We start from the raw sequence: 13,530 nt of genomic DNA on the forward strand, positions 1-13,530 counted from the left end.
ATATGGAGAGGACTGATTCAAATTAAAAGAGGATTCATGATTCTATTTATTAGTGTGATGTTAGGAAGTTGCATGGGGGTATGTAGTGCCGCAGAAGTACCAGCCAAAGCTTTTGCAGACGTTAAAGAATCACATTGGGCGAAGAAAGATATTGTAGGTGCAGTCACTAAAGGTTATGTCGATGGTTATCCAGATGGGTCGTTTAATCCAGAAGGCACGGTAACACGAGCTGAGTTTATTAAAATGACAGTTGCTGCGTTGAAATATAAATTATCGTCAAAGGGTGAGAGTTCTGCTTGGTATACGTCTTATTGGAATTCTGCTAAAGAGCAGAAATTGATTGTTAATAATGATATAAGTGAGCAAGAAGTAAACAAATCGATTACACGCTATGAAATGGCACGAGTTGCAGCTAGAGCAATAGGTGAATCAACGGATGAAGACAAGAAATGGATGTACTTAGCAACAAAGAATGGGCTGATTCACGGCCATCCAGGTGGTGTACTAGCTGAGGAAGAAACTTCAACTCGTGCGCAAGCAGTCGCGGTTATAGAACGGATTTTAACTGTGAAAGCAGGAGGAACACTTCCAGTCGATAAATACGCAATATCGAGTGCGGAAATAGCTTGGCATAAGACGAACATTTTAACGATGTTACCGCAGTACTTTGCTTATGATTACAATAAATTCGGGGCGAAATTTAAAGATAACTTGATGCGGCAAGAAGGGAAGATTGGATACAGCGAAGTTGAAAAATATGTGGTTGTTGATATGGACGATCTAAATGATCCTAATCGCAGTTTAATTCCTCCTAATGCACGTTGGATGTTCAGGGACGGCAACAAAATTACTCACTATACTGATGTTCCTACGAATAGTTATGCGTTGTTTTCAGTGAATCATATGGTGTTGGATTTAGAGAAGGATTATGACCAATTTAGATTTAGTCGTGTTGAATTTTTTACAGATAAGTTTAATATCGAATCAGACGAATTAAAAGCAGCAGGAAAGCCACACGAGATTACTATGTACGCGGAGTATATAGAGAAGAGAGGGTATCTAGCATCTTCTATCAGAGATCTTAAAAAAGGACATCATGATATAAGAGTCGTTACAGGAACATTGCTACCAAAAGGCGAGTTTTCGGTAAATAAGGATAGTAGTATATGGATTTATCTTGAACCCTCGCAAGAGCTTGGACATACTGGTGTTCAAAACTTGTATTCATCAAAAATTGATTATTCACTTAGTAGGTAGGTGAGGAGGATGCATAAAAAGCTTTTATACTTGCTACTCGCCCTGAGCATATTCGGGGCGAATCTCCCTTACGCTTACGCTGCTGCAGGACAAGCACAAAAAATATCTGATGTAACAATAGATCCAACTAAAATACTTTTTGATAAAGGTAACTACGTAATCGCTAAATCTTCCAAGCTCTCGTTCCCTGATGTGGAAGTAAATCTTCAAGGAAATTATCGTGTCGAGCTTCGCGATCAGTCGGGTACGAAGGTTATTAAGACACTCTCTAAATCAAGCGGTAACAAGTATGCCATTGGAGAGGTCACAGGAGAAAAGATGGAAGCGACAGGAATTGAGAAAATCAATGAAGGTTCCTTTGCATGGTTTAGAGATCCCAATAAAGTAGTATGGATGTACGATTTTCATGGAAGACACTTTCACAATACGAACAAAATGATACCAAAGATTTATGAACGTCCTCCTAGCGGAGCTTGCATAGAAACAAATGGCCCTTATGTTGATGATCCTAAAATAAGAGATATTCCAGAATGCAATGTAGTAGATGATTTCCGTGAAGGCACGATGATGATTTCTGAACTTAAAATTACTGATACAAATGATGTAGTAAAGATTGCTGACGTTGATGAATTAGGTTTCGATAAAACGAAATTTGAATTAGATAATGGAAAGAGAAAATTACAACAGCGCAATATTATAAGCATTGGCGAAGCAAAAATTGATAAGGCAGCCATGACGTACTATTTTGATTTTAAGGCGAGATACGATGTTGAGGAGGATGAGATTTATACAAAACCAGGGGACCTCAATCTAGGAATTAGGTATTACAACAGTTGGAAGATCGGAGTAAACGGTTACGTTTACAAATACCCTAAAATGACCGTTTGGGCTGTTGAAGGTGATGATCCAGGTGACGGAGGTAATCCGGGTGGCGGTAATTCATGCTCATTCACTGTCACTGGCCCGACAAAAGGCACAGTGAACAATGCAGCCGTCATGAATCCGTCGGCTAACGGCGTTATTCGTTCCGATCCGAGAGGAAATGAAGAGTTTGATGTTCTGCAGGGGATTCCAACCTCAGAAAATCTTTACGCCAACGCCTTTGGAATGAACTACTTATTCCAAAATGCGTTTGCAAATCAAACGGGAGCCTACATATTTACGGTTAAAGTAAAGAAAACATATGAACTCACATGGACTGAAAAGAAAGATAATGGGGAAGGTCCAGATGGAAAGCCGTTACCACCAACCGAAACGCCAATGAGTGAAACAGAAAAAGTAGAGAAAGAATATCAAATTAAACGAGATTTTTCCTACTGGACAATAGACAACTTAGAAGTGTACGGCATCGAGAAGGCAATAATGGAGAACTACGCACTACCAGGAGGAAGCGTAACACTTAATCCAAGTGGTTATACCCCACCATCTGTAGATGCTGAGAACTCAGATGTACTTGAAGATCATGTTACTCCTGCATCGTGTGAATCCGTAGATTTAGGAACTGAAACAAGAGATGGTGGAGATAAAAAACCTACTGTACCAAAAGAAGATTTTACTTCTGAAGCTGAAGGGGCAGTAGGTGAGAACAAAGTTAAGAATGATCTAGTAACCTTCAACGGATCTAAGATCATGGATAACAAAGAAACAGAGAAGAGTGCACCTACACCGTCTACCATACCTCAGCCCTCAGAAATTAATCAGAATGTCCTCTATAGCAGTGGAAACACCATTAGCAATTCTCTTGTTAATAAGGCTAATACAACAAGCTCTGGAACCATTTACTATGATTTGATTGTAGGAATTAAAGGAGGTAGTCCGAAGGATTATCCGATCAACGGAATTAATACGGTAACAGTCCACACGCCAGTTGTAAATTATTCTTCTGTTTCGGATGACAGGGCTCATAACCAGAAGATTAATCCTGCACTAGATCGATCGGCTGTTATCCTTGATCGACCATTCATCGTCACCATTCCAACAGATGGTCAACATCTGAATATTCCGGGTTATGGGGATCGGGATTATGCCAAATACATTCGTAAGAAACAGGTGTGGTTTCCTTTTGATGTCTATAGTGCTGATAAATCGATTTTTTATCATAAAGAACAATGGATTGATGTCCCGACAATGCAATTGAATACGACTTTTAATCTTCCTGTGTGGGTAGATGAAGGATTTTATGATATTTTATTTCGGACAATAGCTGAGAATGCACCTATTCCTCATACATCACAACCCGATGCAAATACGAATCTAGACCATCATGTTGCTAGTGATGTAATTAAAGTCGATGTTATTGGAAGATTGTACGATTTCCGCATCACTGATATTGCAGATTTCAATTGGGAGACAGTATTTCGAAAGAATAAAGCTAGTAGTGAGCCTACTGATGCAGCTTATTATGTAGGGGATAAGAATATTGATGGCGATCCTAGAGGTAATCGTACTCCCTATTTGTTACCTATTAGACCTGGAAGTCATCCTACACAAGGATACAAGAATATTTCTGTCAAAACAGGTTATCAATTCAGCTTCGATATGAGAACGAAAGGGAATATGTTCGACTCTGGTGATGCAGTTCGGATACTACCCTCATTCTATTTTGTAAATAAGGATGGAAGTAATCGTCAGGCAGTAGATTTGTATTATCATACGAATGATAAGTTATTTGTACAGATCGGTTCAGCGAATGATATAGAGAAACGTACGGTTACGTTAAATACTAGACTTCGCAATGTACCTCTTGTTGATATCCGAAATACAGCAAACTATCTTTATGATCATGTTCGAACAATAAATCCAAGCACAAGCAATGGTCGAGATGAGTATATTGATAATTATGTAGTAAAGTCAGGTAAGCCTACTTGGGTGGGCAAGTATAGTTTGTTGATCTTACCTTGGCAAGTACGCACATTCCAGGGGATTATGAATGCACCATCAGGAGTGGATCAACAACGAAAGCTTGCTGCTGAGCAACAATGGTATGGTGATTACAGTCTGCCTGCCGCGGTTTATGTCGTTAAGCAGGGAACTAATATCGCTGAGTATGGTCGAACGCATAAGGGTATTGATGAGAAATCACCTATATTCCTTAAAAATGGATATCTTATTGTTAATTTTAATATCGAAACCATTCGTAATGAAAAGCTCGATCAGCCATATTTAAGGTACTATCCTCTAGATAATCAGGCTTATCCATTCGACAATCAGTGGCTAATGGAGGGATATACAAGAAAGATTACTGATCCATATGGGAATCCATTTAACTTAAAGGATGGAGATGTGATTTTCTACCACGGAGACCTATCAAGCTACGATGATTTTAATTCAAATGTTACACATTAGAATCAATTTCATATTACCTTTAGCTGCTTCAATCGGGAGTATATATAGATCAAAACGGTTTAATTAGTCTATATATAGTTTCAATTTATCTATTTAGATCAGTTATGAAATTGATTCATTAAAAAGAAAATAATAATTTGAATGAAGGATCATCTTGACTTTGAGTTATCACCTGATTAGAATATAGATAATGTAATTTGATAATCCTTTGATCCAATGAAGGGATAAAGTATTTTGCCCCCACATATCTAGAGATGAAAGCCTAGGCTGTAAGCTTTCTTATGATGAGCAAGTGAAAGACTTCCCAGAGGACAATCAGTGAACACGGGTATGATCGCGTGATAAATCCACGTGAATAACATAACGGTCAGTAACTGAATTGCGTAAGCGGGCGTTAACCGCATGAAGCAAGACGAATGAGTCTAATGAATCTCATTGACTTATGTAGTTTTGGAATGTGGGTGGTACCACGGGTGATTGTATAAACAGATCTCTCGTCCCTGACGATTTTATAATCGTTAGGAACGGGAGTTTTTTTGTTGATAAAACTGTTTTTTACTATAAAAGTGTTTACATGAATGATTAAACAAATTAGTTTAGGGGGTCAAAGAGATGAATTTGCAAAAACCAAAAGGAACCTCCGATTTGCTCCCGGGAACTGTTGAAAAGTGGCAGTATCTCGAGGCACAGGCAAGGGATTTAAGTCGCCGGTTTCATTACAAAGAGATACGGACGCCGATTTTTGAACACACAGAAGTATTTGCTCGTGGTGTTGGTGAAACGACAGATATCGTACAGAAAGAAATGTACACCTTTGCTGACAAAGGCGATCGCAGCGTTACACTAAGACCAGAAGGTACTGCTGGGGTAGTACGTGCTTTTGTAGAGAATAAGCTGTATGGTGAGCCTGATCTTACGAAGCTGTATTATATTGGACCTATGTTCCGTTATGAGCAGCCACAAGCAGGTAGAGCTCGTCAGTTCCACCAGTTCGGTGTGGAGGCATTCGGAGCTACTGACCCAGGTCTTGATGCAGAGGTTGTTGCTTTCGGATATACGTTCTGTAAAGAAGTAGGACTTAAGGATGTAACAGTCGAGATTAACTCGGTTGGGACGCCTGCAATTAGAGAAGCCTTCCGTTCGAAGCTTCAAGCTTTTTTTGCTCCAGTTAAAGATCAGCTGTGCAAAGATTGCCAGACTCGTTATGATCGCAATCCGATGCGACTTCTAGATTGCAAAGTGGATCAGAAGTTCTGTGATGGAGCACCTGAGTTGCTTAATTATTTGGATGAAGAATGCCGGAATCATTTTGAAGCGGTGCTTGGACATTTAGATGCAATGAATATCCCTTACAAAATTAATCCTCGTCTTGTTCGTGGTTTAGATTACTACACCCATACCGCGTTTGAGTATAAAGCTGCTGGAATTGGAGCAATCGACACGATTGGTGGCGGTGGTCGTTACAATGGTCTAGTTGAACAGTTCGGCGGACCCGATCAATCAGGTGTTGGTCTAGGAATTGGACTTGAGCGGATTCTACTTGTGCTTGAAGCACAGGGGGCACAAGTACCTACACCGAAACCACTTGATGTATACCTAATTGCATTAGGTGATGCAGCAGAGAAAGAAGTAACAAGACTCGTTCATGAACTCAGAATAAAGGGTGTAATGGCTGAGAAGGATTACCAAGGTCGCAAGATGAAAGCACAGATGAAATCAGCTGATCGTACACAAGCGACTTATGTTGCAATTCTTGGGGATGATGAACTCGCTCGCGGCGAAATTACCGTTAAAGCGATGGCAACAGGTGATCAACAGGCCGTTTCAATTAGCGGACTTGCAGATTGGATAAATACACAAAACAGTGGGGGGAACTAGACAATGATGCTTAAGACGCACCAATGTGGTGAGATTAGCAGAGCAAAAATTGGAGAGACAGTAGTACTGAATGGGTGGGTACAAAGAAGACGTGACCTTGGAGGCGTACTTTTCATCGATCTTCGTGATCGTAGTGGTCTGGTACAAATCGTATTTAACCCAGCTTTCTCTGGGGATGCACTTAAAATTGGAGATCGTTCACGTAACGAATTCGTTCTAGCTGTTAAAGGGACGGTTGTTGAGCGTGATAAGGAAACCATTAATCCAAACATGAAAACTGGTGAAGTAGAAGTTCAAATTACAGATATTGAAATTTTGAACGCTGCTAAGAATCCTCCATTCTTTATTGAAGATGGTATTGAAATTGACGAGTCCCTTCGTCTTAAATATCGTTACTTAGATCTTCGTCGTCCTGAAATGCAGCAAACGTTAATGCTTCGCTCCAAAGCAGCTAAGATTTTCCGTGATTTCCTAGACGAGAATGGGTTCATTGATGTAGAGACGCCTATCCTAGCTAATTCAACACCAGAAGGTGCGCGTGACTATCTTGTACCGAGTCGTGTGCATCCAGGTGAATTCTATGCATTGCCACAATCACCACAAATCTTCAAGCAATTGCTGATGGTATCTGGTATTGAAAGATATTATCAAATTGCTCGTTGCTTCCGTGATGAAGACTTACGTGCTGACCGTCAGCCTGAATTTACGCAAGTCGACATCGAAACAAGCTTCATGTCTCAGGATCAATTGCTTGATTTGATGGAAGAGCTTGTTGCACGTTTGATGAAAGAAACGAAGGGTATCGATATTCCACGTCCGTTCCAGCGTCTGCCTTATGCAGAAGCAATGGGTAAATACGGTTCTGATAAGCCAGATCTTCGTTTTGGACTGGAATTAGTGGATCTATCTGACCTACTTGAAAATACAGAAGCTAAGGTATTTGCAGGTGCAATCAAAAATGGCGGACAGGTTAAAGCTCTGAATGCTAAAGGTTGTGGCTTGTGGAGCCGTAAGGAAATTGACGATCTAACTCCATTTGCTATGCGTTATGGCGCCAAAGGTCTTGCTTGGATTCAAGTGAAAGACGGCGAAATGAAAGGTCCAATCGTTAAATTCTTGAATGAAGAAGAGCTAAGCGCAATTAAAGAGCGTCTTGGTGTAGAAGAAGGAGACTTGCTTCTATTCTCAGCGGATACGAAGAAGGTTGTTGCTGATGTTCTAGGCAATCTTCGTCTGAAAATCGGCCGTCAGCTTGGATTGATCGATGATTCTGTATATAAATTTGCATGGGTAGTAGACTTCCCACTTCTTGCTTATGATGATGAAGCGAAGCGTTATGTAGCAGAACACCATCCGTTCACTCGTCCCAAAGAAGAGGATGTTGCGTTCTTCGATACAGATCCAGGACAAATTCGTGCGCAAGCTTATGACTTAGTCCTTAACGGCTATGAAGTTGGCGGCGGCTCGATGCGTATTTACCAGCGTGAAGTTCAAGAGAAAATGTTCGGTGCGCTTGGGTTCTCACCTGAAGATGCAAATGAGAAATTTGGCTTCTTGCTTGAAGCTTTCGAATACGGTACGCCTCCACATGGCGGTATGGCATTCGGTTTTGATAGACTGGTTATGCTTCTTACAGGCCGTAATAACATCCGTGAAACAATTGCATTCCCGAAAACAGCAAGTGCAACTTGTCTGCTTACAGATGCTCCTGGTGAAGTGGATGATAGTCAGCTTGAACAATTATCCATTCGTATTGCACGTAAAATGCCTACACCAAGTAAAAACTAATCATAGTAAATTTAAGAGGGCCCTTAGGGGCCCTTTATTAGAAACCAGGGGTCGAATCAAGTTGTTAGTTTATGAAAGTGAGGTAAGTTGTCTATGCTCAATCAATTCTCAAGAACTGAGCTGTCAATTGGACCAGAAGGTCTTGAGCTCATGAAAAATAGTACGATTGCGGTGCTTGGTATCGGTGGCGTTGGCTCGATGGCCGCGGAAGCACTCGCACGAACAGGTGTGGGTCGACTTATCCTAATTGATAAGGATACAGTTGATATCACGAATATCAATCGACAAATACATGCGTTATTGAACACTGTTGGCGAACCTAAAGTTGATCTAATGCGTGATCGGATTAAATTGATTAATCCTGAATGCGACGTTATTGCAATGCGCATGTTCTATACAGAAGAAACATATGAACAGCTGTTTCAATACCCAATAGATTATATAGTTGATGCTTCAGATACAATCTCTTACAAAATCCATTTGATAAAGCAATGTTTAGAACGCAAAATACCGATTATTTCTTCAATGGGTGCAGCGAACAAAATAGATCCTACACGTTTTCAAGTTGCAGATATCTCAAAAACAACAATGGACCCGATTGCTCGCGTGATTCGAACGAAGCTGCGCAAGGAAGGCATTAAGAAGGGTGTTAAAGTTGTGTTCTCCACAGAAGAACCACAGAAGCCGCGGGAAGATGTGACGAAAAAAATTGTTCCCGATACTGCTCCTGAAATTCGTAAAGCGAAGCAACCGCCAGCCTCGAACGCATTTGTACCTCCTACAGTTGGTTTAATTATGGTCAGTGTAGTAGTGAGGGATATGCTCGAAACAATTTCCGATTCTCCTTAATGGAGAGTCGGTTTTTTTATTTTATTCCAAGAATTAGAAAACGGAAAATTGGAAATAGTAGGGGAAGGGTGATGAGATATGAGTGCTTTTAAGAAACAGGAACGTAATTTAATGATTGTATGTATGACAGTTGCAGGGCTGTTGTTAGTAGCTCTAGTTCGCAAAATGTTCTCGTAACGGAGTTGAGAATGAGCATGTATGATTCAGTTTTTTATAGTCGCATGTTAACAGAGATAACGCTCGGGTTCCACATCATTTTTGCTACGATTGGTGTTGGTATACCTGTCATGATTGCTTTAGCTGAATGGAGAGGGATTAAACGTAATGATCCTTATTACATTCTACTTGCACGTAGATGGGCTAGAGGGTTTGTCATAACGGTTGCAATTGGTGTTGTAACAGGGACATCCATTGGCTTACAGCTCAGTTTATTATGGCCAAGCTTTATGAAAATTGCAGGCCAAGCAATTGGACTTCCCTTATTTATGGAGACATTCGCGTTCTTTATTGAAGCGATTTTCCTAGGTATCTATTTGTACACATGGGATCGCTTTAAGAATCCAATGGTTCACTTTTGGCTCCTTGTGCCAGTTGCTCTAGCAGCTTCGGCTTCAGCATTCTTTATTACATGTGTCAATGCTTTCATGAATACACCACAAGGTTTTGTGTTAGACGAAGGTATTATTCGTAATGTTGAGCCGATTAAAGCGATGATCAATCCTGCTACAGCAACGAAAGTAAGCCATGTTCTATCTTCTGCATATATGACCAGTGCATTCGTGCTTGCTACAATTGCTGCTTTTACACTTTTACGAGGTAGAAGTGACAAGGTATACGCGAGAAAAGCATTAAAGCTAACCTTAGTAGCAGGTATTATTTTTGGACTGACAACTGCGCTTATTGGTGATTTATCGGGGAAATTTCTTGCTGCCTATCAGCCAGTCAAGCTAGCTGCTGCTGAATGGCATTTTGAAACGAGAGATCAAGCTGAACTGAATATTGGTGGTTTTTTGACCCAAGATAATGAAGTGAAATATGCGCTCAAAATACCATATGCGCTAAGTATCTTAGCGGGGGGAAGCCCCAATACAGTAGTTGAGGGCCTAAATGATACTCCTGCGGATTTGCAACCTCCACTTCGAATCCATTATTACTTTGATGGTATGGTGCTGATCGGAACATACACAATTGCTGTTGGAGTAGTTTATTTATGGTTTGCACGTAAGAAGCGAATGAAGAAGCTTCCTCGCTGGTTATTAGTTGCGATTATTAGTTGCGGACCTTTGTCCGTTATAGCAATTGAGTTAGGCTGGATTTTTGCGGAAGTAGGTAGGTTGCCATGGATTCTTACTGGCTATATGAAAGTCGCTGATGCGGCAACGACTTCCAATCATGTCGACATCATGTTATATCTATTCTGTCTCCTCTATCTAGCGCTCGCGATCAGCGGGATCAAAGTATTATCAAAGCTCTTCAAAAACGCAAAAGTAGCGGATGAATTAATGCTGCTTGGTATTGAAGGAGGCAAACGCAAATGAATATCGATTTACTCGGGATCACCGTCTTGTGGATATTTTTGCTCGGATACATTATTGTAGCCTCGATTGATTTTGGAGCGGGATTCTTTGGATATTATTCGATTGTGACAGGTAAAAAGCATATTACCTACAAAATCATCGAACGATATCTATCCCCTGTATGGGAGGTTACGAATGTATTTCTCGTTTTTTTCTATATTGGAATGGTAGGCTTCTTCCCAGATACTGCACTCTATTATGGAACAGCCCTGCTTGTGCCAGGCAGCTTAGCGCTTATACTGCTTAGTATACGTGGTGCATATTATGCATTTAGTAATTATGGATCGAGACAGAATGTTGGGTATATGCTATTGCAAGGTATCACGGGGCTGCTGATTCCTGCTGCTTTATCAACGGTACTAGTCATTTCGGAGGGCAAAATTATTGATATTGTCGATGGTCAAATTGTCCTCTTATGGAGTAAGCTCTTTGGCAGCCTATACACATGGTCAGTGATCGTGCTAGCCCTTGTTAGCGTTCTGTATATTTCTTCGATGTTCTTGACCTATTATGCATACAAGGCAAAGGATAAGCCTGCATACGATATCCTGCGAGGCTATGCGCTCTTCTGGAGCTTACCGACAATTCTTGCCAGTTTGTTCGCGTTCTACGCATTATCCAAACACAACTTCGAGCATTACAATAACATGCTGAATATAAAATGGATGTTTATTGTCTCGTTTATCTGTTTTGCAATCGCTGTTTATCTGGTCCGGAAAGGTAGACGACATGGGCTTTCGTTCATTCTCGTCATGCTTCAATTCGGTTTTGCCTTCTTTGGTTATGGGAGAGCGCATTTGCCGTATATTCTATATCCCTATATTACAATCCATGAACACTTTACGAATGAACCGATGGCGGTTGCGCTAGTGACTGCGTTTATTGCTGGGTTATGTATCTTGATCCCGTCGATCATATTGCTGCTTCGTTTATTCCTATTTGATGCAGCTTATGTCCGTGGTGACAGAAATAAAAAGGGGTGATTGATAAATGGATAAGCATTTTTTCACCCTAATGATTGCTCCAGGTCTGTGTGTAATAGGTGCATTAATTCTGATGTTTGTCTGGGCTGCTGTGGCAAAAGGGGAAATTGACGAGTAACATCTGTACACCTGTCATGACAACCGCTTATTCTATAAGCTATAATAGAAGGATTATACGAATGAATCTAACCCTCCAATTAGGGTGGAATTATTTGTTATAGTTGGAGATAAATGTGACTTAAAGTTGCAAGGTTTCTCTTAACTTCTTATGGTATGAAAAGGCGGGTTGATCATGGATCTATTTACATATGCAGATGAGTCAAATGTTCGCCGTTCTGAGCTACTAGCAGATCGTATGCGTCCAGTTAATCTAGATGAATTTATTGGTCAGGAGCATATTGTTGGACCTGGAAAGCTATTGAGAAGAGTCATCGAAGCGGATCAAGTTAGCTCCATTCTCTTATACGGTCCTCCAGGCACAGGCAAAACAACGCTTGCGCATATTATTTCGAAGTACACGCAAGGAGAGTTTGTGAAGCTTAATGCTGTCGATGCAACGGTGAAAGATGTTCGTGAAGTAATCGAGCAAGCTAAAACAACGAAAGCCCTATATGATCGCAAAACGATATTGTTCCTAGATGAGGTACATCGTTTTAATTCATCCAGGCAGGACGCATTGTTACCTGCCGTAGAAGCTGGCGTCATCATATTTATTGGCGCCACAACGGAGAACCCGTTCCACTATGTGAACGGGGCGTTACTATCACGCTCGACGCTGTTCCAGCTCGAGCTATTGACGCCTGCGCACGCGATGATCGCGCTGCGCAGGGCACTCGCCGATAAGGCCCGCGGCCTCGGCGCAATGAATGTCCGCGCGGATGACGACGCGCTGGAGCATATTGCGCGCATGGCGAATGGGGACATTCGCCGCGCGCTTCACGCGCTGGAGCTTGCCGCGCGTGCAACTGCACCCGATGTGGATGGCAGTATCCACATCGACATGGAGGCGGCGGAAGAATCGATCCGCCGCCCAATCGCGAAAGCGGACGAGTCGACGCAGTATGACGTCTTGTCCGCTTTCCACAAAAGCATCCGCGGCTCCTCAGATGCCGCGTTGTTCTGGTTTCTCTACGCGGTAGAGAAACTGGGGATGGACCCGATGGTGTTCATTCGCAGGCTAACAGTCGCCTGCTCCGAGGACATCGGGCTCGCGAACCCGCAGGCCATGCCACAAGCTGTGGCCGCTATGGAAGCGTACCACCGTATCGGCTGGCCTGAGTCGAAATATATCATTTCCCAGGCAATTTTGTTTGCTGTATCCAGTCCGAAGTCGAATGCCGTCGCATTGGCAATTGGACGTTCGATGGAATTGATGGACCGCATAAGAACAGCAGAAGTGCCACTTCATCTAGCTGATGCTCATTATGCAGGGGCGAAGGAGCTTGGTCATGTAGGCTATCTGTACCCTCATAATTATCCGAATCATTATGTGGATCAGCAATATCTGCCAACACCGATCAAGGATGAAATTATTTATGAACCATCCGATCAAGGCATGGAAGAGAAGATTGCAATTAATCAACGTAAGCGTAGAGCTAAGTCTGAAGGGTAATGAGTGATATTGCTACATGCCCTTGTACTTATGACGCTGAAACAGAACAGTAGTAAGTAGATGTAGAGATATTCTTGGTTGCTCAAACCAAACTAGAATTGCTCAGCTATGTTGTTTATTATTCGTTCAACAAGATAGTAGTGTGCAAGTATCATTATTTGACTGTATTTCATACATTCAAAATGAAACTTTAGCTCATATATCAACCTTTGAATGTATTACGTACATTCAAAAGGGCCAA

9 protein-coding genes are annotated in these 13,530 nt (G+C 41.5%); all 9 read left to right on the plus strand.

What is annotated here, in order from left to right; translation table 11 throughout:
- The first annotated feature begins 36 nt into the window (after nucleotides 1-36).
- The 9 genes from AC1DOK_RS07310 to AC1DOK_RS07350 all read left to right on the plus strand — a co-directional run bounded on the left by AC1DOK_RS07310 (nucleotide 37) and on the right by AC1DOK_RS07350 (nucleotide 13,289).
- Entirely contained in the window at nucleotides 37-1,257 is a 1,221-nt protein-coding gene (locus tag AC1DOK_RS07310; RefSeq protein WP_477553590.1) for an S-layer homology domain-containing protein, read from the plus strand.
- 9 nt (nucleotides 1,258-1,266) lie between these two features.
- Nucleotides 1,267-4,602, plus strand: a complete 3,336-nt coding sequence (locus AC1DOK_RS07315; protein WP_477553591.1) for a DUF5704 domain-containing protein — start codon at nucleotides 1,267-1,269, stop codon at nucleotides 4,600-4,602.
- Nucleotides 4,603-5,214: 612 nt separating this feature from the next.
- Nucleotides 5,215-6,480, plus strand: a complete 1,266-nt coding sequence (gene hisS, locus AC1DOK_RS07320; RefSeq protein ID WP_477553592.1) for a histidine--tRNA ligase — start codon at nucleotides 5,215-5,217, stop codon at nucleotides 6,478-6,480.
- A gap of 3 nt (nucleotides 6,481-6,483) precedes the next feature.
- Nucleotides 6,484-8,268 (plus strand): aspartate--tRNA ligase, encoded by a 1,785-nt coding sequence (gene aspS, locus AC1DOK_RS07325; RefSeq protein ID WP_477553593.1) that lies wholly within the window; start codon nucleotides 6,484-6,486, stop codon nucleotides 8,266-8,268.
- Between the two features lie 93 nt (nucleotides 8,269-8,361).
- Nucleotides 8,362-9,117, plus strand: a complete 756-nt coding sequence (locus tag AC1DOK_RS07330) for a tRNA threonylcarbamoyladenosine dehydratase (RefSeq protein WP_477553594.1) — start codon at nucleotides 8,362-8,364, stop codon at nucleotides 9,115-9,117.
- Nucleotides 9,118-9,305: 188 nt separating this feature from the next.
- A complete protein-coding gene (locus AC1DOK_RS07335; protein ID WP_477553595.1) occupies nucleotides 9,306-10,655 on the plus strand; it encodes a cytochrome ubiquinol oxidase subunit I in 1,350 nt (449 codons plus the stop codon).
- Complete coding sequence (locus tag AC1DOK_RS07340) at nucleotides 10,652-11,677, plus strand: cytochrome d ubiquinol oxidase subunit II (RefSeq protein ID WP_477553596.1); 1,026 nt, start codon at nucleotides 10,652-10,654, stop codon at nucleotides 11,675-11,677. Before AC1DOK_RS07335 ends, AC1DOK_RS07340 begins: the two co-directional genes overlap by 4 nt.
- Nucleotides 11,678-11,684: 7 nt before the next feature.
- Entirely contained in the window at nucleotides 11,685-11,795 is a 111-nt protein-coding gene (locus tag AC1DOK_RS07345) for a cytochrome bd oxidase small subunit CydS (protein WP_477553597.1), read from the plus strand.
- Between the two features lie 174 nt (nucleotides 11,796-11,969).
- Entirely contained in the window at nucleotides 11,970-13,289 is a 1,320-nt protein-coding gene (locus AC1DOK_RS07350; protein ID WP_477553598.1) for a replication-associated recombination protein A, read from the plus strand.
- Nucleotides 13,290-13,530 lie beyond the last annotated feature (241 nt).

It is taken from the genome of Paenibacillus sp. P5_B5 (assembly GCF_056400365.1).